We start from the raw sequence: 21,418 nt of genomic DNA on the forward strand, positions 1-21,418 counted from the left end.
CATAATTCTGCTTTCACACGTACAACCTGTCAGAGTAAAGGTAATTGATCTCCCGATTTACCTTCTGGAAAGGAACGATGAAGAAACGCGCATATCTATTAACTTTAATACTACTTTTTTTAGGTTTACAAAGTAAAGCTATTGTAACTAACTGGACAGGCACAAATGGCACCAGTTGGACTCTTTCCTCAAATTGGAGCAACGGTGTGCCCGGCATAAATGACGATGCACAGATAGGAATATCAAACACCTATACTAATTCGCCGGTGATAGCTGTATCTACTACAGTTAATAGTTTGGCATTTGGAGTTCGTTCGTCCGGCTCAATAACTATCAACAGCAGTATAATATTTACTGTAACAAACGACATTACGGTTAAATATGCCAGTGCTACAGCCACTATCAATATTTTGGGTCAAACCATATCCGGCGTTTTAGGCGGCACCATCAACTGCGGCGGGTCGCTTCGCGTAGGCGATAGTACAGCGCCGGTTACACCTACACAGAATGGCACAATTAACACCACGTATGTGGTTACACTAGGGGTTGCCATTCAGCGTTTTAATGTCAACGGCAGCCTTATTTTAAATACTACTTCAAGCTCGGCTAACGTAACAAATGTAGGTTACTCAAGCAATGTAAACAACCCTGTATTTGGGCTCAAAAATGGGACTTTAGATGTCCTCCAAAATCTGCAAATCACTAATTCGGCCTATGTAAATACAGTGCTGCCGGGTTATACCACGACTACTAACACCGGGCGTTTAATAACAAACCCGATAGACAACAACATAACCGGGTCATCGTCCATACTTGCTTTCGGTGGATCTATAAGCATTGCTACCGCGGGTTTTCTGGATTTTTGTGGTGCTGGCGTAGGCTCAAGCACCGTTGTTTATAATGGTACGGCTGCACAAATAGTTTATACAACTGCTACAACGGGGCTTGGCGTATCCCCCTCCAACTATCAAAACATTAGTTTCTCTGGTACAGGGGTTAAAACAGTTCAGTCTGGTACCATGACGGTATCGGGTAATTGGAACTCTGCAGGCGCCAAAATTGATGCGGTCACCAACGCAGCAACTGTAGATTTCATGGGTACAGGACAAACTTTAACAGATGCAGGATCGAACAACGGCAATGGTGTAGTGTTTGCCAAAGTATTATTTCAAGGATCAGGAACCAAAACCTTAAGTTCAGGCAAATTCTCTGTAGCCAACAACGGTTTGCTAACAATGGCGGGTACTGCAACATTAGCTTCGGGGGGCAATTTAACGTTAATATCCGACGTAACGAGTTCTGCGACAGTTACCGCATTACCCTCAGGTACAGCCATAAATGGTAACGTCAATGTACAACGCTTAATAAACGGCAGTGCCACTAATTTATCAAAGCGCGGCTACCGCTTTATTTCCTCTGCTGTTTACACAGGTAACGTAGGCGGTGTTAAATACTACGATGTTAAATATTTGTTAGACAGCGCATACGTATCAGGCATGGCAGGTGGCGGGTTCAATACCTCATCAACAAACCCGTCCTTATATTTATATCGCGAGGATATTATACCTAACAACAATACTTTCACCGCCGGCAATTATAAAGGCATAGCCCAGATAAACAATGCCAACGCTTACGATATAGGCACCCAAAAACGTCTTACTACGGCAAATATAGCCGATACTACGATAAGGCTTCCTATCGGCAATGGAGTGCTCTTCTTTTTCAGAGGCAACAAATCAAACAATGCCACCCAATCAGGCAGTAAAGTAGCAGCGCCATTTGATTTTCCTGAAGATGTACCTTTTACTCAGGTTGGCCAATTAAATACCGGCACTGTAAGTGTAAAACCATGGTATGAGTTTGATGGCACTGTTAATACCAATAATTACCTGCCCTATACAAACTCACCCACGCTAAACAACTCAACGCTTCGCGGATTTATGCTGGTGGGTAACCCTTATCCATCAACCATTAACTGGGAAAAATTTAATCGTAACGGTGTAAACTCTTCTATCTATGGCGGCAACACGGCTGCTACTACAGCCGTAAATACTACCATATGGGTGTACAACCCAACCACAAAACAATATGACACATACATACAGGCGCCAACTGTAAGCGCGGCTGCCGATACAACAATCACGGTAAATCCTACAGGCAGCCTACGCACCGGTAGCGCAAGTAATATGATTGCCAGCGGCCAGGGCTTCTTGATCAGGTCAACTGCAAAAAGTCAAATCTTTACGTTTAGGGAATCAGCAAAGACAAGCACTCAACCAGTAGCGTCTGACCTTATTAAAGTGATGGGTGCACCGGTATTACCAACTGCTTTTGCTTTTTCATCTGCTCGACAGCCCAGCATCGAGTCCAACAACCGGACGCCGGTACTAAGTTTTAGGCTGATAAAAGACAGTATTAATACTGATGACGCTGTGCTGGCCTTCAATAACGTTACAGAAAACACTTTTACCACTAATTACGATGCCGAAGATCTAAATGGGAACGGAGCGCTGGTTAGTTTGTCTATTATGACAAGCGATGAGGTGGCAACGGCCATTAAGCAGGTTAAATTACCCCAAAGCAACAAGCAGGTTATTAAATTATTGGCAGACGCTACCAGTAGCGGCGCTTATCAACTTAAACTGAATAAAATTGATGGTATGCCCACAGCTTATGATGTTTGGTTAAAAGATGCTTTTACGAATGATTCGCTTGACATTAAACACAATAACACCTATGATTTTAATATCGACAAAAACAACCGGGCAACCTTTGGCGCAAATCGTTTTAAAGTAATAATAAGCCGCAACGAAGCATTAGCTATGCGCTCGCTTGGGTTTACAGCCGAGAAAACGCTACAGGGTGCAAAACTAACCTGGCAAACTGAAAACGAGGGCACCGATTTTGTGTTTGTTATTGAACGCAGCACCGACGGTGGTAAAACGTTTAAAGAGTTGGGACAGGTAACAGCAGCAGGAATTGGCGATTACAAGTTTTTTGACATACAGCCTGTTTTGGGAGAAAATCAATACAAAATAAGGATAGACAACTTGGCGCTTGCCAAAAAAGACTACACCGCCATAGCCAAATTAACGTACCAGGAAACGCTTTCAAAAACTGCAGCAAGCTCAAAAATATCGGTATACCCTAACCCTGCGGTTGACGTAGTAAACATTAAATTAGATAATGACGCTACAAGCCGAAGTAATTTTTCAGTTAGAATAACCAACAGCCTAGGCCTTGTGATAAAAGAGCTTACATCTACACAGGCAAACCTGCAAGAAGATATCACCAACTTAATACCGGGTACTTATATAGTAAGGGTGGTAAACACCACCCAAAACAAAATACAAGGCGAAACCAAATTTGTTAAGCTACGCTAGAAAAACCGCTTTATAAAAGCTAGTTTGTGCGTATAACGGCTATGCTCTTGGGAGTAAATTCCTTTTTCATCGATAAGATCGATTTTAGCTCTGCCAGATGCATGGATGATATGCTCGCGGTTAAGCAACATACCTACGTGAGTAATTTTTCCGGTTTCATTCTCAAAAAAAGCCAGGTCGCCTACCATGGCATCAGCAATACCATTGATGGCTCTTCCCTGTTCTGCCTGCTGGCTGGCATCGCGTTTTAACTGAATGCCTTTTAGCTTAAACACAAGTTGGGTAAAACCTGAGCAATCTATACCAAAGTGAGTCCGCCCTCCCCAAAGATAGGGGCTGTTTACAAAGGTTCTAGCTAACAGATCAATACTTTCGTTGTGCCCTATCTGGCCAATTATTTCAAATTTTTCCTTTTCAAAATAGCAGGTAGTGCCATTTAAAAAAGACAGTGAGCTACCGGCAGGTAAATACAAAACACTGTTATCGCGTATTTTCCAGGCTTGTGTTATTGCTTTGTAAGTTAGCTTAGGCGGGTTTTGCAATAAATGCTGGTAGTTTAAATGGCCGAGCATCATAAATTGAAGACGGTTAATCCACCCCGTATAGCCATCGCTAGCGGTTATAATTTGCGCCCACCCTTCTTTCCATTCTATTATTTCAAACGCTTCACCAAATAAAACTTGCGATATCTGCTCGCTGCGCTCATTGGGTTCGGCTCGCATAGGTATTACAGCTAAATTGCAAATTCCGTATTCCATTGTAAGGGTTTATGAGCTTGCTTGTACGTTAACAAATTTTAAAAGTTGCACTAACAAAAAAAAGGGAATACACGTTAATGTATTCCCTAAATTGTATAACAAGTATAATTATTTTTACTCGTTAAGGTGCAACCAATCTTTTTTCGCCAGCAGTTCTTCGCGGGTTTCGCGTATGTTTTCGTCATCTACACAACAGTCAACCGGGCAAACCGCGGCGCACTGCGGCTCATCATGAAAACCCACACACTCCGTACATTTATCAGGCACTATGTAATAAATATCGTCTGACAAAGCCGCTTGTGTCTCTTCTGCATTTAAAGTAACGCCATCTCCAAAATCAATTACACCTCTAAGGCCTGTACCGTCGCTAAAACGCCAGGCGGCACCCGCATCATAAATCGCATTATTTGGACACTCCGGCTCGCAGGCTCCACAATTTATGCATTCATCGGTGATTATAATCGCCATATTTTTAAATAATCTTATATTCTCAATTACCTTTGTCTGCTTAACAAAGTGTGCAAATATAACAAAAAAAGAAATTGCCGGTTTGCTTACTTAACATATATATGTCAAAAATCAACTCAAAAAGCCTAATAGCTGCATTTTCTGAACTGGGTAAACAGTTAATACATCCTGACGAAGAATTTAGGCAGATCATTAATACCGAACACATATACAACTCTTGGTTTACGCCCGAGAGCGTCGCTCAGGCCGTAACAGCCACCGGCATTTCGCTTAATGACAGCGATTTATCAGTTTGGGTAAGCAGGTATGACCTGGCTAAAAGTACATCGCCAAAAAAGATCGGGTTGATACTGGCAGGCAACATTCCATTGGTTGGTTTTCATGATGTTTTATGTGTACTGGTTACCGGTAACCATGCGCTGATAAAGGCATCAAGCCAGGACGCCCGCCTGATAAAACACGTTTTAGGCAAGCTGGTAGCCATTGATGGGCGCTTTGCAGATCAGTTTAGTTTTGTGGAACGCTTAGTAGACTTTGACGCCGTTATAGCTACAGGCAGCAACAACTCATCGCGCTACTTTGAGTATTACTTTAGTAAAGTGCCACACATCATTCGCAAAAACCGTAACAGCGTGGCCTTAATTACAGGCACCGAAAATCCGGATCAGTTATACAATTTGGGTCATGATATTTTTGATTATTTTGGTTTGGGATGCCGTAATGTGTCAAAGTTAATGATACCGAAAGGATATAATCTTGCCAGATTTTTTGAGCCTATTGAGCCATATAACAACATTATTAACCACAATAAGTATGGTAATAATTACGGATACAATAGGTCAATATACCTTGTAGGCCGCGAACCGCATCTGGACAATAACTTTTTGATTTTGCGCGAGGATAAAAACCTGTCGTCGCCCTTGGCTGTTGTGTTTTATGAGTATTACGATGACTTAGCATCGGCAGAGAAAACGTTGCACCAACAGACGGATAATATACAATGTGTTGTAAGCGCTACTCCTTTAAATATAAGCAATCAGGTGGTTGAGTTTGGCCAGAGCCAAAGACCAAAATTATGGGATTACGCCGATGGAATTGATACAATGGATTTCTTGTCAAATCTTTAAAATAACAATACCTTTGAAAAAGCTGGTCATTGCTCACTTGCCACTAGTCATTTTTTTAATTTCACTATTGGCCAATGACGCGAAGCAAATGGCCACTGACCAACAAGATGTATATTATTAAAGTTAAAGGCGTTGCCAAAATACCTGATTACGTGCAGCTTAGGGACGACGAATTTACTTTGCTGGCATATTTCAGAGTTGACAGGCCCGAAAAATCTTTAGATAAGGTTGGTCTGGCTGATAAGGCAGACTATATTATGAATGTTATTAAGGACCTGCCTTTTGGCAAGATACTTAAATTAGAACTATAAAAGACAATGATTGGAAAAACCATTATTAAGCTAAATAATGTTGATATATTTCAACAAAAGCACCTTGTACTATCTAAGGTAAATTTACACATAGACAAGGGTGATTTTGTGTGGCTGATTGGCCAAACCGGCTCAGGGAAAAGCAGCTTACTTAAGGTTATTTATGGCGATTTGCCGGTTAAGGTTGGCACGGGTCATGCCTGTGGTTATGATTTGGACAAGCTGGCAGAAAGAGACATTCCGTTTCTTCGTCGTAAACTGGGCATTGTTTTCCAGGATTTTCAATTATTGACCGACCGTACCATTGAACAGAACCTGCAATTTGTAATGCGAGCTACAGGTTGGACAGACCCCAAGCTGATAGCTGCTCGTACACTTGATGTGTTAGAGAAAGTTGGCCTGCGTTCAAAGCTTAAAAAAATGCCTCACGAAATTTCTGGCGGCGAGCAGCAGCGTGTGGTAATTGCCCGCGCGTTGTTAAATGATCCGGAGATTATATTGGCTGACGAACCTACCGGTAACTTAGATCCTGATACATCAGAAGAAATTGTATTGTTATTGAAGCAAATAAGCCAATCGGGCACCGCGGTAGTAGTTGCTACGCACGATTATCATATCATACGGACCTTCCCATCGCGCATTATAAAATGCGAAAATGGTAAAGTGTTGGAAGACGCTCAAATAGCTTAAGCAGCCGTACTAAACTTTACTTTATTAGCCAAATAAGCAGCTAATAATATTACTACCATGCCAAAAACCTGGCTGGTGGTGATTATCTCGTTAGCAACCAGGTACCCTAACAATACTGCAATTACCGGATTAACATACGCATAGGTACCAACTATCGGCGCGGGCCTGCGCTCAAGCAGCCAAAACATAGCTGTAAAAGCCACAATTGAACCGGCTATAGCAAGGTAAAATAACGCGCACCATGAACGCACGCTAACGTCGGCTATATGAAATTGTGCCCACTCACCTGTCGGTATGCCAACCAATAAGCATGCGACCGCCCCTCCCATTAATTGCCAGCCAATGTTTTTGAATAGCGAGCCCGGTGTATGGTTATACTTATACCATAGTGACGCCGTAACCCAACAGAAGCATGAAATAATTATCACAGCCGAGGCGATGTAGATCATCTTGGAAGAGGTGCCAATAACCGCCTGATCTTTAAACAACACCCAAACGCCAACCAATCCCAATACAATACTGAACATAGTTAGCTTACTTGTAAAATAGGTTCGCCAATGTCTTTTGTCGGCAATGATATACCAGATCGGCGCCGTCGAGATGAGCACAGCGGTTAAGCCCGAAGGAACATATTTTTCTGCCCAAAATATGGTGCCTTGTCCGCAGGTAAGCATAAAAGCGCCCAGCAGGAAGTTACTGGTAACGTTTTTATCAATCACTACTTCGCCCTTGATTTTGATATATAGCAGCATTAACACACCGGCTATTACATAACGCAGGCCCGCCATAATAAAGGGCGGCATGCTTTCAATACCTATGCGGATAGCCAGATAAGTAGTACCCCAAATAATGTAAACAGCAGCAAAGGCCAGTATAATTTTCCAGTCTGTTTTTGGTGCGGCTTTACTCATGATTGCTTTTGTACATGTTGCCCAAATATAAGTTTTTACCGTGGCAAACTGCGATAATGACAATTGCAACTGTCAGTGCTTCCGCTCAAAATATATAATTATGACACGATGACCGCTTTTAACGAATGGCAAGGCATTTGATTGGTGCTATAAGCTATGAATTTTAACGATATGTTGAAGAAGAAAAAGACCGAAACGCCTGAAGAAAGCGTTAACGAAATTATTGATAACAATACCGAAGAGGTGCAAACTACCGCCGTCGACGAAAAGTCGGCAGAAGATGTTTTAAAAGAAGAACTGGCCCTGGCCAATGATAAATACTTACGCCTGTACGCCGAGTTTGATAATTTTAGACGCCGTACTACCAAAGAGCGCGTAGAGCTTTTACAAACCGCCGGTAAAGAGGTTATTGTATCTCTGATACCTGTTATTGATGATTTTGAGCGTGCTGCCAAATCAATGGAAAACGCTACGGATATTAACGCCGTTAAAGAAGGTGTTGCCTTGGTGCACAACAAACTAAATAACATTTTGAGCCAAAAGGGTTTAAAACCGATGGAGGCCATCGGCCAGCCATTTGATGCCGATTTACATGAAGCTATTACCAATATCCCAGCACCTACTGCCGACATGAAAGGTAAAAATATCGACGAAATGGAAAAAGGTTATTACCTGAATGATAAAGTTATTCGCTTCGCAAAAGTTATCGTTGGGGCGTAAAGATATCGGTCGGATTTTCAATTTTCAAATTGATATCTGTCGTCTGATGAAATAAAACAAATCCGAAATCGAACATTCGAAATTCGAAATAAAAAGACATGTCAAAAAGAGATTATTACGATATACTGGGCGTAGCTAAAGGTGCGGATGCTGATGAGATAAAGAAAGCTTATCGTAAGATGGCTATCAAGTATCACCCCGACAAAAACGAGGGTGATAAAGAGGCCGAAGAGAAGTTTAAAGAAGCAGCCGAAGCATACGAAGTTTTAAGCAACCCCGAGAAACGCCAGCGCTACAACCAGTTTGGACATTCTGCCAATGCACAATCTGCTAACGGTGGCGGTTATGGCGGTCAAGGCATGAATATGGAAGACATATTCAGCCAGTTCGGCGACATATTTGGCGGTGGGAGCCCGTTCGAAGGCTTCTTTGGCGGCGGAGGCGGCGGCAGGCAACAACAAGGCGGCGGTCGCAGAGTAGCCCGTGGCAGTAACCTGCGTATAAAAGTTAAGCTAACACTAGAAGAAATAGCTAACGGCACCGAAAAGAAAATTAAGGTTAACAAGCAAATCGTTTGTAAAACTTGCGAGGGAACAGGAGCTAAGGATAAATCATCTTTCCAAACATGTAAAACCTGCGGTGGCCAAGGCGCGGTTAGGCGTGTAACTAATACCATTTTGGGCCAGATGCAAACTACCAGCACCTGCCCTACTTGTAATGGCGAAGGAAGCACAATTACCTCGAAATGTAATGTTTGCCACGGCGACGGTGTTGTACGCGGAGAGGAAACCATTACCTTAAACGTACCTGCAGGCGTAAGCGAAGGTATGCAGCTAAGCATGAGCGGCAAAGGTAATGCTGCCCCACGTGGTGGTGTACCGGGCGATCTGATCATCCTGATTGAAGAGACGCCGCACGAAACATTAAAACGCGACGGCAACAATGTGGTTTATGATCTTCATATCACTTTCATTGATGCAGCGTTAGGTACCAGTATCGAGGTGCCAACGATTGACGGTAAGGCAAAGATCAAAATAGATCCGGGAACGCAAGGTGGCAAGATCCTGCGCCTGAAAGGCAAGGGTGTACCAGAGGTAAACTCATACCACCGCGGCGACCAGCTGATTCACATCAACATTTGGACACCAAAAGCTTTGAGCAACGAGGAACGCGCTCTATTAGAGAAACTACAAAACTCACCTAACTTTAAACCAGCACCAGGTAAGAACGAGAAAAGTTTCTTTGAACGGATGAAGGAATATTTTGAATAATAGGCTAAACGATTAAGCGCGATGCTAAAGGCTCAAGATCCTAGGATTCTGAGCCTTTTTTGTTGGCTCGATTTATTTGAAGGTTGCTAAAACTTTAATCCTATTTTTAACTTTATTATGTCAGCCTGATAAACTGTATGGAGAATAAAGCATCTGCACCTGTAGCCGTTATGGACCTCGGCACCAACACTTTTCATCTATTAATTGCGCAAGGTACAGCTACTGATTACACTGAGTTGATCCATGAGCATGAGGCTGTAAAACTTGGCGAAGGTGGCATTAATAAAGACGTTATACAACCTGTCGCTTTTGAGCGCGGCGTTGCTACTATGCTTAAATTTAAAGCCGATTTAGACAAGTTCAAGGTAACCAAAGTGCGGGCCATTGCAACATCAGCGGTTCGGAACGCGGCAAACGGGCAGCAGTTTATTGACGAGGTTGCTGACAAGACCGGCATCCAAATTGAACTGATTAACGGAGAGCAGGAAGCCGAATATATTTACAAAGCTGTTAAACTAGCCGGTGGGCTGGGCGACAAAACCGCGTTGATAATGGATATTGGCGGGGGCAGCGTAGAGTTTATATTGGGCAACGCCCACGGCATACTTTGGAAACAAAGTTTTGAAATAGGCGCTGCCAGGCTAATGGACAAGTTTCACCAAACCGATCCCATCCCGGCCGATGCTATCAACTCACTTAATGTATACCTTCAGGAACAACTAACCACTTTGACAGGCGTTGCCCAAAAGCATCCAGTTGATACGTTAATAGGTTCGTCGGGGGCGTTTGAGACCTTTGTCGAGGTGGTAGAACTGAGCAAGGGCAACAACTTTAGCCTGGCGATTAAAAACTATACTTTTGACATTGCTGATTTAACCTCAGTAACTGACACCTTTATCAGATCATCTCATCAACAACGCGAAGGAATGAAAGGCGTTATACCTGTGAGGGTAGATATGATTGTTGTGGCATCGCTTGTTACCCGCTTTATATTGGCTAATCTGCAAATCAATCAAGTGTGTATGTCAACTTACTCACTTAAGGAAGGTGTGCTGGCAGAGATGATGGAATAGCGGGACGTATCGCGGTCTATGAATCTATTTGGTAAGCTTCTCTAATTCCCTATAGAGCCGTTCTGTAGGCAAACCTACTACATTGGTGTACGATCCGTTGATGCTGGCCATGCTGGTTACACCTATCCACTCCTGTATACCGTAAGATCCGGCTTTATCCATAGGTTTGTATTTCATAACATAGCTGGTAATCTCATCCTCCGTCAGTGTGCGGAAGGTGACATCAGACACCTCGCAAAAGCTATGATACTCTTGTTTGTAGAACAAACAGACCCCCGTAATTACCTGATGCATTTTGCCGGATAGCATTTTCAGCATCTCAATAGCGTGCGGTTCATCACGGGGTTTGCCCAGTATATTACCTTCTATGCTTACTATCGTGTCTGCAGTCAATACAACTTCATCCCCTACTATCTCATCAAACGCGGTGGCCTTTTGCCTGGCTATATATACGGCAATCTCTTCGGGCGTCAGGCCGTTGGGGTACGATTCGTCAACTTCGCGCAATACAATGCGGAAATCGAGATCCATTAAGGTTAACAACTCCTGGCGACGGGGCGATTTTGAGGCTAATATGATGGATGGAAATTTATTCATTTAAGTAGTATAGCGAATTGTAAAAATCAAAGGTAAACTGTTTCTGTAAATATATGAAACAGTTGAAACAGTGTTTTTATTTAAGCAACTGACAGTAAATAACTTATAAAAATAAGTGAAACAATGTGTAACAGTACCAACACTTTAGTTAAAAGCTGTAACAAACTGACCATGAAAATTTTGAGCTAAAAACGTCAAATGATGAAAAATGGGGTGAAACAGTAAAAGTGAATCACTACAAGGTCTGATTTTCTTACTTATAAGTATTTATTTTTATAAAACTTTAGTGATAGTTTAGTACATGCCAAACCAGCATTATCACTATTTTACCTGTTTTATATTGCTATGCCTGTTTCCTGCCCTTTTAAAGGCACAGACGGTTTATGAAGGGCAGGTAATTAATGCCGTTACTGACGAAGCCTTAGTTAAAGCTAGTGTTACATTGTCAAAAGCCAAAACAGGCACGGCTACTAATCAACAAGGATATTTTAGATTAATTGTTGACGAAACCATTGCTAACGATAGCCTTGTGGTTAGCTTTGTGGGCTTTAAAAGTTACAACCTCGCGGTGGCTGATTACCAGCCAAACATCTTTATCAGGCTGCAACCGGCAACCAACCAGCTATCGCAGGTAAATATTGGGGCTGCTGAGCATCAAGCATTAATCCTCCAAAACTTTAATTATGCCGATGTCAGGGATTTGCGCGGCCCGGCCTCTTACTACTATACCCAGCCCTATTATGCCCCCCTGGTATTTGCCAAACAATTTGAAACGTTCGCTGCCGGGAACGTATTAACCACAGTAACCTTGGGGCGACGGCTGGCATACGATATCCCAACACGGAAAGATGATTTACCACATGTATCTACCAACAAACTCACCAGATTTTTATTACATGTCATTACACCTGACACGATAACAGGCGAACCGGGGAAAAAACTATTTACAAAGGAGATTACGCTTAATGATAACTCATTAAGGATAACTTTCGATCTCAGTAATGAAAAAATTATCCTCCCTAACAGGAAGTTTTTTGTCGCTATTGAATGGATACATGCTCCGGTTAACGAAGTAGTAAGGCTTGACATAGGCGAAAAGGTGGATAAAGTTAAAAAAGATGGCTCCCAAAAAAAGCTGGATGTATCTGAATACTATATTATGTATCAGCCCTTTTTGGTGCTTATACCAAGGGCCAACAGAGCCGCAACCTGGTCAAGCTACGACGGTAAAACGTGGATTCAGCTATCCCAAAGATCTGAAGTCGCACTATCTGCAACTGTAACCTATTAACCCTGGCCATGAAAAAACTGCTCACTTTCGTTTTCGGCTTAATTGCATGCGCTGTTCAAGCCCAGGTAAAAAACAACACGTTTCATGTTGTTGATAAACAAACTAATAAACCAGTTGCCTCTGCTACCATAGCCATTTTGAGGGCATCATTATCAATAACTACCGAAAAAGACGGGATATTCTCCATACCCGGCGATCTGTCAATAATGAAGGACACTGTTGTTATATCCGCGCAACGTTATATTGCTTTTAAGCTGCCTCTGGCAAACCTTGGTAATCTTGATACCATTAAAATGCAGCAGCAGCCGATAATTATAGCTGATGCCAGCCTGACCATAAGTACAGACACCTTATTAAATAATTACAACCGTTTTGACGTTGGCAATTACGTAGGCCTGCACATGGGTAAAGGCGAGTTTAACTATTTGCAGATAGCCCAAAAGTTTGATGCAAAACGAGCCGGAACATTGCTCAAAAAAATTGACATCGAGCGCTTAGCATTCCACTTTGACAAGTTTAAACCTCTGCCAGACAAAGGCACGTCAATACTTAACGGGCAGTACGAATACACAGAACTAGAACACACCAAGTTTAGGTTAAGGGTGTATGACGTAAGCCCCTTAACAGGTGGACCGGGTAAAGATTTGTGTGATAAAATTATCGAAGTAAAAAGCCGTGAAGACAACTTATTGTCTATTAACTTAAAAAGCTACAACATCGTTATCCCCAATAAAACATTTTTTGTAGCCGTAGAGTGGATGCGCGATTACATGAATATGGGTTATGTGCATGTAGGCAATAATTATGGAACCAAAAAAGCTTATCCAAATTATCGCCCGGCGGTTGGCCTGTCTCCAACTAAAGGGGCTGCTTTAAATATTTGGGCGCTCAATTTAAATCAACAATGGAGCTTATACATCTATCACTCGCCTGATTTTACAGATCTGGCTATGAAAGCAACTGTGGGCTATTAAAACAATACTATGAAAAAACTGATCTATCGCGCCTTTATTGTTATGCTATTAAGTCTGCTGCCGGCTTTTTGCTTTGGGCAGGCTGTTTACGAAGGGCAGTTGATTAATGCCGATACCGAAGAAGGGCTGATGGATGCCACAGTTACTCTTTTAAAATCTAAACAAGCTACTGCCAGTAACTATCAAGGGTATTTTAGATTAATAGCTGATTATACGATAACAAACGATACTATAGTAGTGACCCATGTGGGCTTTAAAGCATTCAGGCTGCCCGTTACAGGCTATCAGCCCAACATATTCATTAAACTTGAGCCCACCATCGGCCAACTGGCCGAGGTTACCGTGGGTGCTACAAAAGCAAAAAAAGCGGTTATCGAAAACTTTAACTATGCTGACGTAAGAGACCTGCGTGGTAAAGAATTCTATCTCACCTACCCTTACAACACAATTGGGTTTTTTGCCAAACAGTTTGAGGCGCCGGTTGCCGGCACCTTACTTAATACCGTGCATTTGGGACGAAAAGTTGAATACGATATACCGTTCGACACCAAAGATTTCCCGCTGATAAATTCAAACAAGCTAACCCGCTTTTTATTACATATCATGTCTATTAATCCCTTAACCGGTGCGCCATTAAAAAAATTATATACTAAGGTAGTTACACTAACTGATAACTCGTTACGGATAACTTTTGATATAACTAAGGAAAGGATAACACTGCCCGAAAAAAAAATTTTTGTAGTGGTTGAATGGCTACTCATTCCCATTAACGAAATTGTAAAATTAGAAATCGGCGAAAAAATAAAGGGCACTAAAAAGGATAACTCGAGAGCAATGGAAGACGTGTCGAGATACAGGATCATGTATCAGCCTTTTTTGGTGGTGTTACCGCAATTTATCTATCCCAATGGTTGGCAACGCCGTTTAAGCAAGGTGCCTATCTGGAACAGCAGGGATGGCGTAAATTGGACACAAACCATAAACGCATATGATATAGCACTATCAGCAACCGTAACCTATTAACCACAAGGCTAAATGAAAAACCTACTCACCTGCTTTTTTATCCTTACCGCCTTGTTGGTTAACGCGCAGCAAAAAACAAATACGTTTTATATTGTTGACAGCACTACACGCAAACCGATGCCTGCAGTAACCATAGCTATTGTACGGGCGGCATTATCTATAACGACAGAAAACGACGGAGTATTTGCCATCCCCGGCGATTTATCAAAGATGCGCGATACCGTAATAATTTATACCCAAAACTATAACGTCGTCAAGATGGCCCTGGCTAGCCTAAACGGCCTCGATACCATTAAATTGGTAAAGCAAGCAACAGCCGGCCAACTTACCAAACTTAGTTTTAAAAATGACACGCTGATTAACGATTATAACCGATTTGACGTGGGCAACTTTGCCGGCATGCATACCGGTAACGGCGAGTTTAAGTATCTGCAAATTGCCCAACGTTTTGATGTGCAAAGAGCCGGCACACTATTAAAAAGTATTGCCATTGAACGTTTAGCTTTTTATCTTAATAAATCAAAACTTATAGGACCAAATAGCAAAAATGGGCAATATGAATACTCGGAGCTGGAACATACCACCTTTAGGTTAAGGATTTATGATGTAAACCCGGTAACGGGCGGCCCCGGCAAGGATATTTGCGATAAGGTGATTGAAATAAAAAGCAGGGATGATAAAAAACTGGCTAGCAATTTAATGAAGTACAATATTCGTATCCCTAACAAAACTTTTTTTATAGCTATTGAATGGATGCGCGACTATGCAAATATGGGTTACGTGCATATTGACGATAAACTTGGGGGATATAAAGGGCATACCAATTACCGGCCAGCCATAGGTTTATTGCCAACAAAAGGAGCTCAACTTAACATTTGGGCGCTTAGCCTAAATCAGCAATGGAGTTTATACACTTATCACTCGCCTGATTTTACTGATCTGGCAATAAAGGCAACGGTGGGCTATTAAGATTAATCCATTTATGAAAAGCTTAAATAACAATATCATCCTTTTAATGCTTCTGCTTCCCTCTTTCTGTTTCGGTCAGGATAGTTTTGAGGGCCAGGTGATAAACAAAACAACTGAGCTACCCATTTTGGGCGTAACCGTTAGATTGTTAAAAGGAAAAATAGCGACGCAAACTAACGAGCGTGGCTACTACACGTTGTCCAATGACGAACCAAAGCCAAACGATAGCCTGCAGTATAGCTATGTTGGCTACAAAACACTCCGTCTGGCAGTGTCGGCGTATGTGCCGCAAATGTTTATAGCCCTTGAGCCTAACGCTATTCAGTTAGCCGAGGTGCGCATTGCCAATACTAAAACCCAGATGATTACATTAAGCAAGTTTTCTGCTTACGACTTAAAAAGGATCGTCAGCAATTTCGGTTATAAGGGTATCTACTTTGTCACATCGACAACTACTATTGCCAAACTCTTCGAGGTACCGCAACAAAATGGAATTTTAATGAGCTTAGCCCTTGGCAGGCAAGATCATCCTATGAGCCCAACTTCTGCCACACAAAATAAGTTAGCGAAGTTTATACTTAAGTTGTACACACAAAACCCGTTTACAAAAGCGCCCGAAAGCGTTTTTTTTTCAAAAGAAATATCGTTAACAGACAACGCACGGTGGGTCAATATCGATCTGAGTAATGATAAAGTAGTTATCCCGGGCCGCAATTTCTTTGTTGCGATAGCGTGGATCATTGATCCTTACAACGAAATAATTAGCATGGGCGGTGGATGGAAAGTTGACAAGGTGACCAAAAAAGGCGAACAAGTTTACAAGGATGCTTCGTTTTACATGGTCGACTATCAGCCTTTTTTAATAGGTTATAACAGGCGAGACAATGCCCCAAATTCGCTGGTATACACCATCGCTGACAAAAAATGGGTGGAGTATAAACAATTTAATTTAGAACTGGCCTTATCTGCAGTTGTACATTATTAAGCCTGACATGAAAACACTAATAATCATAGCCGCCTGCCTGTTAGCGTTTGTAGCCAATGCGCAAGATAAGATGAATAAGTTTCATATTGTTGATAGCTTAACCGAAAAGCCTATGCCGCAAACGTCGGTTACGATAGTGAGAGCTAAACTATCTATAGCAACTGAAAAGGATGGCGTGTTTATTATCCCCGGCGATTTAAGCAATATGCAGGATACCGTAATATTGAACAGCCAAAACTACCGCCAGCTTAAAATACCGATTTACCTGATGGACGGGATGGATACCATACGGCTGTCTAAATTTGTTATTGAACATTTTGATGAAAAATTAAAATTTGATAACGACACACTACTAAATGATTACAACCGGAAAGATGTGGTGCATTATGCCGGCATCAACACGCGCACCGCAAATTTCGACTACCTGCAAATGGCGCAGCAGTTTTACATAGCCAAACCGGGCACTACACTAAAAAGTATTACTTTAAACCGCCTAGCCTTTGGATTAGATCTGTCGGGGCTGACCTGGTCGGGTATGGTTAGGATGGACAAAACAAAGTTTAGGATACGCGTTTACGCTATAGACCCTGTTACAAAAGGCCCGGGCCGGGACCTTTGCAACCAAGTTATAGAAGAAGATGAAAGCGTAGGACGCCAGGTAAATATCAACCTGAAAAAGTATAACATCCATATACCCGACACTACCTTCTTTGTAGCTATAGAATGGATTCGCGATTTTTACAATGCAGGTTTTTCACTGGGTTATGATCCTAAAACGAATCGACCAAAAAAAGAAAACAACTACCGGCCTGCCCTGGGCATATCCGGAACAACCGGCAACAAGCTAAACATTTGGGCCATGGCCTATAAACGCGAGTGGGTGCCTTACAAATACTTTATGCCTTATGGTACGGATATGGCTATGAGCGCATCGGTGGCTTATTGATACTAAACTTTTAACAAACCCCTAAACGCACGACCGGCGTAGTAAGATTCGGCGCCATTGTGGTAGGTAAATACGGTGTCATACCTGCGGTCGCAAAAAACAGCACCGCCCAGTTTCCTAATATCCGCCGGTGTACTGACCCAGCTTGATGTTTTCAGATCAAATTTGCCCAGTGTTTGCAGGTGGCGGTATTGCTGTTCTGTCAATAGCTCCACACCCATCTCTGCGGCCATATTTTCGGCGCTGTCAGCGGGCTTGTATTCCTTTCGGGCTTCTAGTGCCTGGTGGTCGTAACAAATGCTTCTGCGGCCTTTGGGGCTGTCGGGCGCGCAATCACAAAAGATGATCTCGCCTGTTTTTTCAACACCTATTACGTCCGGCTCGCCGCCGGTCACTTCCATTTCGTTGATCGACCAGAGCTTATGAGCATTGGCCGTTAGTCTCGCTATTACGTCTGACCAAGCAACGCTGCTATGGCGGGCCATATTTTTCTCAAAACGGGCTTTTAATATTCCCAGCAATTCTTCTTGCTGGCTGCCTGGTAATTGCTTGCTGTTGCTCATGTTATAAAACGGTTAAGGCTATCTTTCTGCTAACTGGCCTGTAGTACCACGACAAGATAATGAAAACGGTTTGAAATAACGGGCCGACAATCGCTTTGCCCCCATCGCCAATAATTAAATGTGATACAAGCGCGCCTGTCATCGTAAAAAACAAACCTGCATAGGCCCACTCTTTTATCAGCTTAAATCCCGGCAGTAAAATAACAATGACGCCCAGTACCTTCCATACCCCAATAATGGTCATAAAATAAACAGGGTAGCCCAAATGCGTCAAGATATCCGCCATCGCTTTTACCTGTAATACCTGGCTTATCCCGCTGCCCAGCATACCCACCGACATCAAGACAGTCGCTGTCCAATAAATGATCAAATTTCTCTTTTCCATATTATAATTCGCTTAAAATTTGTTGAAGGCGGTTATGCGCCATGTTAATGCCTTGGGCAAATGGCAGCTTTAATACCTGGTCGCGCTTGTCGTTTGATTCGTAGATGACGTGCATGGTCAGCTTACTGGTGTCGTCAGTTAAAGCTTCAAACTCATAAAACTCCAGCTGGATACCAAAAGGCATCCCCTCCATTTCAAATGTGCGTACAATACGTTGGTTTGGGCTAAACTGATGGATAGCGCCATTGGCCCTGAAAGCTACCTTCCCATCCGGAGTTTTCGTTTCTATACGATAGCTGCCGTGTTGCTTACTCTCCAGTTTAAGTACCGTGGTATTCATCCATTGTTCTATAATCCCGGGCTCTACATAGGCCTTAAAAAGCAGGTTCACCGGTAAATCAAATTCGCGGGTGATGGTCAGGTCATGCCTGCCATTTTCTGCATCAACTTTTGTTTTACGTTCCATAGCTATTTTTTGGTTTGATGTTGTTTCATGATACTTTCAAGTTTGTTAAACCTGTCATCCCACATCTGGCGGAATGGTTCGATGAATTCGGCCACATCTTTCATTTTCGTCGCGTTAATGTGATAGTATATTTCACGGCCTGTCTGCTCCTGTTTTAACAATTCGCACTCCGTAAGTATTTGCAGATGCTTAGATATGGTTGGCCTGGCCGTATCAAAATTAGCCGCTATTGCACCTGCCGACAGCGTCTGCGATGCTAACAATAGCAAAATAGCCCTCCGGGTTGGGTCGGCAATGGCCTGGAATACATCTCGTCTTAAATTCATTGCGTAGTTATTTGACTACAAATATAAGTGTAGCTATTTAACTACGCAAATTTTATTTGAATTTTATTAAACGAAAAAAGTCCCGACTCTTTACGATCCGGGACTTTCAAAATTTCTACCTCGATTACTTACCAGCTATACGCTTCGGCGCTCATCCATTTATCCTGTACTTTTAAAACCTTCTCTATTACGTCGCGAGCGCAGCCTTTGCCTCCACCGTAAGGCGACACGTATTGGCTCACCACTTTAATCTCTTCGCAAGCATCGGCAGGGCACACGGGTAGGCCGGCCAGTTTCATTACACCCAGATCAGGAATATCATCGCCCATATAAAGCACATTAGCAGGCAAGATATGTTTTGATTCCAGGTAATTTTTAAACTTGTCTGTTTTAATATGAGCACCCATAAACACATCAGTTATACCCAAGCTATTAAGGCGATAGATGGCCGTTTTTGAGCGGCTGCCCGATATAGCGCAAACATTATAACCACATTTTACAGCTAATTGCAGCGCATAGCCATCTTTAATATTGAAGGCACGGCTTTGCTCGCCGGTCTCTGTGACAAAAACAGAACCGTCAGTCAATACACCATCTACATCAAAAATAAAGGTGGTAATATCTTTTAGCTTGGTTAAAAACGATTCCATTTTCAGTTATTACGCTAATAATTATTGATTATCGCGCCACTCATAAACCCAGGCAGACTGGATTTGCTCCAGGTGGCCTTCGTTAGCTTCGGCACGGGTACCCGCAAAGTTAGGCAACGATAGCACCCACTCTACCAGTTCGGTAAAGCGTATGCGGTATATTTTTGATTCAGTAAAGTCATCACCAAATTTCTCGTAAAGAGACATGGCAATGTCTTCGTAATCGTTCCAGTTAATTGGCAGTGAAAATTTTCCGTCTGTCATTTTTGTTTTGTTTTCGTGGCCGGGATAGGCCATCCGTATTTACTTTGTAAAATTAGTGACCCATAAACTGCGACTGATCCGGCAGGGTAACCTCAATATCGCCGTCTATCATTACACATTGGCAACCCAGACGAGAGCTGATGCGCGGGTTAATCGCACGATCTATAAAATCCTCTTCCTTGTCAGATATCTCCTGCACATTATCCGCGCCTTTGTTAACGTAAATATGGCAGGTACTGCAGCCACAAACGCCGCCACAGTTGTGCTGTAACTCAATGCCGTGCTCCATGCAAACATCAAGTACAGATTCTCCCACGGCTATAGGTAGTTCAACAGATGCGTGATCTGCTTCTTCAAAGTTTATCTTTACTTTAAAAATATTCATTTGGGCAAAAGTAACAAAATTACTTATCCCCGCGCAGGTCAATGTCCATTTTGATAATACCCTGACTTAACAAGTTGTATATCTGTTGCAAATTAGGGTTGTCATTTAACAAAGTTAAGTGATTACCCATGCTAATCTCATCACCACGCACGGCAGGGCCGGTTTGAACAGTAGCAGGCAATGCTACCATGGCTTTTTGCGCGGTTTCTAAAATAAGCGGCCTTATCAGGTCAAAATCCAGATTGTGCTGCGTTAACAATTGCTGGGCGATATTGTATAGATAGTTAGGGAAGTTACAGGCAAACACGGCCGCCAGATGGAGTATTTTACGTTGAGCGCTGTCAACCTCAGCAACATTATTAGTAATGGTTTGTGCCAGTTCTTTCAATTGCTTTGAGATAAGCAGATTTGCGCCTTCAATGCATACCGGTACGGTAAGAAAATTAACCTCTTTGGTTTTACTAAAGGTTTGCAGCGGATAAAAAACACCCACGTTATCGCTAAATGCCAGCAAGGCATACAGATCTGTAGCGCCCGATGTATGCACCATTAATTTTTGATATACCGCCAGCTGCTCGGCAATCACACCGATAACATCATCTTTTACTGCGATTACAAAAATGTCAGTTTCGGAATCAATTTGCGTCAGATCATCTATGGGTTCGGCTTTGACATGATACGCCAACAGCGCGGCATTATCCATGTTGCGACTGTATACTTGCACGATGCGATGTCCGGCATTTTTAAACGCCGCCGACAAGTGCGTGGCAACATTGCCTGATCCGATGATGGTGATGCGCATATAGCCCGCTCTTAATCTCCCCCGGAAGGGGAGACCTGATGTTAATTTTTTAATTTTAAGCCCTTCCTTCCGGGGAGGGT

At 42.6% G+C, this 21,418-nt stretch carries 25 protein-coding genes; 13 read left to right on the plus strand and 12 right to left on the minus strand.

The genetic code is table 11. The features are described 5' to 3' along the window. The first annotated feature begins 77 nt into the window (after positions 1–77). The gene (locus tag ACFSYC_RS04435) at positions 78–3,383 is read left to right on the plus strand and encodes a T9SS type A sorting domain-containing protein (protein WP_377123943.1); all 3,306 of its coding nucleotides are present in this window, start codon (positions 78–80) and stop codon (positions 3,381–3,383) included. On the opposite strand, the gene ACFSYC_RS04440 is transcribed toward ACFSYC_RS04435, so the two are convergent. Together ACFSYC_RS04440 and ACFSYC_RS04445 are read right to left on the minus strand one after the other, a co-directional pair. Further along, positions 3,380–4,141 carry a C40 family peptidase gene (locus tag ACFSYC_RS04440; protein ID WP_377123945.1) on the minus strand — a complete coding sequence of 254 codons (762 nt, stop codon included), beginning with the start codon at positions 4,139–4,141 and terminating at the stop codon, positions 3,380–3,382. The genes ACFSYC_RS04435 and ACFSYC_RS04440 overlap by 4 nt on opposite strands. Positions 4,142–4,255: 114 nt before the next feature. Next, positions 4,256–4,609 (minus strand): 4Fe-4S dicluster domain-containing protein, encoded by a 354-nt coding sequence (locus tag ACFSYC_RS04445; protein ID WP_377123947.1) that lies wholly within the window; start codon positions 4,607–4,609, stop codon positions 4,256–4,258. Between the two features lie 101 nt (positions 4,610–4,710). Between ACFSYC_RS04445 and ACFSYC_RS04450 the strand changes: the two genes are divergently transcribed. The 3 genes from ACFSYC_RS04450 (at position 4,711) to ACFSYC_RS04460 (ending at position 6,737) form a co-directional block, all read left to right on the plus strand. Beyond that, the gene (locus tag ACFSYC_RS04450) at positions 4,711–5,736 is read left to right on the plus strand and encodes an acyl-CoA reductase (protein ID WP_377123949.1); all 1,026 of its coding nucleotides are present in this window, start codon (positions 4,711–4,713) and stop codon (positions 5,734–5,736) included. Positions 5,737–5,843: 107 nt separating this feature from the next. Then, positions 5,844–6,047, plus strand: a complete 204-nt coding sequence (locus tag ACFSYC_RS04455) for a fructose-6-phosphate aldolase (RefSeq protein WP_377124094.1) — start codon at positions 5,844–5,846, stop codon at positions 6,045–6,047. Positions 6,048–6,053: 6 nt separating this feature from the next. Beyond that, on the plus strand, positions 6,054–6,737 hold the full coding sequence (locus ACFSYC_RS04460) for a cell division ATP-binding protein FtsE (RefSeq protein WP_377123951.1): 684 nt from the start codon (positions 6,054–6,056) through the stop codon (positions 6,735–6,737). Here ACFSYC_RS04460 and ACFSYC_RS04465 read toward each other — a convergent pair. Beyond that, positions 6,734–7,648, minus strand: a complete 915-nt coding sequence (locus tag ACFSYC_RS04465) for an EamA family transporter (protein ID WP_377123953.1) — start codon at positions 7,646–7,648, stop codon at positions 6,734–6,736. The genes ACFSYC_RS04460 and ACFSYC_RS04465 overlap by 4 nt on opposite strands. A 156-nt stretch (positions 7,649–7,804) precedes the next feature. Here ACFSYC_RS04465 and ACFSYC_RS04470 point away from each other — a divergent pair, with 156 nt between their 5' ends. The 3 genes from ACFSYC_RS04470 to ACFSYC_RS04480 all read left to right on the plus strand — a co-directional run bounded on the left by ACFSYC_RS04470 (position 7,805) and on the right by ACFSYC_RS04480 (position 10,712). After that, positions 7,805–8,368: a nucleotide exchange factor GrpE gene (locus tag ACFSYC_RS04470; protein ID WP_377123955.1), complete on the plus strand. Its 564-nt coding sequence runs from the start codon at positions 7,805–7,807 to the stop codon at positions 8,366–8,368. Between the two features lie 98 nt (positions 8,369–8,466). Continuing rightward, positions 8,467–9,639 (plus strand): molecular chaperone DnaJ, encoded by a 1,173-nt coding sequence (gene dnaJ / locus ACFSYC_RS04475; protein ID WP_377123957.1) that lies wholly within the window; start codon positions 8,467–8,469, stop codon positions 9,637–9,639. A 137-nt stretch (positions 9,640–9,776) separates the two neighbouring features. Beyond that, positions 9,777–10,712 (plus strand): Ppx/GppA phosphatase family protein, encoded by a 936-nt coding sequence (locus tag ACFSYC_RS04480; protein ID WP_377123959.1) that lies wholly within the window; start codon positions 9,777–9,779, stop codon positions 10,710–10,712. A gap of 24 nt (positions 10,713–10,736) precedes the next feature. Here the strand turns inward: ACFSYC_RS04480 and ACFSYC_RS04485 are convergent, their stop codons facing one another. Then, on the minus strand, positions 10,737–11,309 hold the full coding sequence (locus tag ACFSYC_RS04485; protein WP_377123961.1) for a Maf family protein: 573 nt from the start codon (positions 11,307–11,309) through the stop codon (positions 10,737–10,739). Positions 11,310–11,610: 301 nt separating this feature from the next. On the opposite strand from ACFSYC_RS04485, the gene ACFSYC_RS04490 reads away from it, so the two are divergent. The 6 genes from ACFSYC_RS04490 to ACFSYC_RS04515 are packed head-to-tail and all read left to right on the plus strand — an operon-like array spanning position 11,611 to position 17,497. Further along, complete coding sequence (locus tag ACFSYC_RS04490) at positions 11,611–12,600, plus strand: carboxypeptidase-like regulatory domain-containing protein (protein WP_377123963.1); 990 nt, start codon at positions 11,611–11,613, stop codon at positions 12,598–12,600. A gap of 8 nt (positions 12,601–12,608) precedes the next feature. Continuing rightward, positions 12,609–13,574, plus strand: a complete 966-nt coding sequence (locus tag ACFSYC_RS04495) for a hypothetical protein (RefSeq protein WP_377123965.1) — start codon at positions 12,609–12,611, stop codon at positions 13,572–13,574. A 9-nt stretch (positions 13,575–13,583) separates the two neighbouring features. Next, positions 13,584–14,597: a carboxypeptidase-like regulatory domain-containing protein gene (locus ACFSYC_RS04500; protein ID WP_377123967.1), complete on the plus strand. Its 1,014-nt coding sequence runs from the start codon at positions 13,584–13,586 to the stop codon at positions 14,595–14,597. A gap of 12 nt (positions 14,598–14,609) precedes the next feature. Next, positions 14,610–15,566, plus strand: coding sequence for a hypothetical protein (locus ACFSYC_RS04505; protein WP_377123969.1), 957 nt, complete (start codon positions 14,610–14,612; stop codon positions 15,564–15,566). A gap of 13 nt (positions 15,567–15,579) precedes the next feature. Next, positions 15,580–16,551: a carboxypeptidase-like regulatory domain-containing protein gene (locus ACFSYC_RS04510; protein ID WP_377123971.1), complete on the plus strand. Its 972-nt coding sequence runs from the start codon at positions 15,580–15,582 to the stop codon at positions 16,549–16,551. 7 nt (positions 16,552–16,558) lie between these two features. After that, entirely contained in the window at positions 16,559–17,497 is a 939-nt protein-coding gene (locus ACFSYC_RS04515; RefSeq protein WP_377123973.1) for a hypothetical protein, read from the plus strand. 2 nt (positions 17,498–17,499) lie between these two features. Here ACFSYC_RS04515 and ACFSYC_RS04520 read toward each other — a convergent pair whose 3' ends face one another. The 8 genes from ACFSYC_RS04520 to ACFSYC_RS04555 form a co-directional block, all read right to left on the minus strand. Beyond that, entirely contained in the window at positions 17,500–18,060 is a 561-nt protein-coding gene (locus ACFSYC_RS04520; protein WP_377123975.1) for a DUF4256 domain-containing protein, read from the minus strand. A gap of 1 nt (position 18,061) precedes the next feature. Beyond that, positions 18,062–18,445 carry a DoxX family protein gene (locus tag ACFSYC_RS04525; protein ID WP_377123977.1) on the minus strand — a complete coding sequence of 128 codons (384 nt, stop codon included), beginning with the start codon at positions 18,443–18,445 and terminating at the stop codon, positions 18,062–18,064. A gap of 1 nt (position 18,446) precedes the next feature. After that, entirely contained in the window at positions 18,447–18,911 is a 465-nt protein-coding gene (locus ACFSYC_RS04530; protein ID WP_377123979.1) for an SRPBCC family protein, read from the minus strand. Positions 18,912–18,913: 2 nt separating this feature from the next. Continuing rightward, positions 18,914–19,237 carry a metalloregulator ArsR/SmtB family transcription factor gene (locus ACFSYC_RS04535; RefSeq protein WP_377123981.1) on the minus strand — a complete coding sequence of 108 codons (324 nt, stop codon included), beginning with the start codon at positions 19,235–19,237 and terminating at the stop codon, positions 18,914–18,916. Between the two features lie 128 nt (positions 19,238–19,365). After that, positions 19,366–19,887, minus strand: a complete 522-nt coding sequence (locus ACFSYC_RS04540) for a KdsC family phosphatase (protein WP_377123983.1) — start codon at positions 19,885–19,887, stop codon at positions 19,366–19,368. Positions 19,888–19,908: 21 nt separating this feature from the next. Further along, positions 19,909–20,151, minus strand: coding sequence for a Fe-S cluster assembly protein IscX (gene iscX / locus ACFSYC_RS04545; protein ID WP_377123985.1), 243 nt, complete (start codon positions 20,149–20,151; stop codon positions 19,909–19,911). A 52-nt stretch (positions 20,152–20,203) separates the two neighbouring features. Continuing rightward, positions 20,204–20,536 carry a 2Fe-2S iron-sulfur cluster-binding protein gene (locus ACFSYC_RS04550; protein ID WP_377123987.1) on the minus strand — a complete coding sequence of 111 codons (333 nt, stop codon included), beginning with the start codon at positions 20,534–20,536 and terminating at the stop codon, positions 20,204–20,206. A gap of 19 nt (positions 20,537–20,555) precedes the next feature. Continuing rightward, positions 20,556–21,392: a Rossmann-like and DUF2520 domain-containing protein gene (locus ACFSYC_RS04555; protein WP_377124096.1), complete on the minus strand. Its 837-nt coding sequence runs from the start codon at positions 21,390–21,392 to the stop codon at positions 20,556–20,558. Between the last annotated feature and the right edge of the window lie 26 nt (positions 21,393–21,418).

The sequence above is a fragment of the Mucilaginibacter antarcticus genome, assembly GCF_042686155.1.
GTDB classification, from domain to species: Bacteria; Bacteroidota; Bacteroidia; order Sphingobacteriales; family Sphingobacteriaceae; genus Mucilaginibacter; species Mucilaginibacter antarcticus.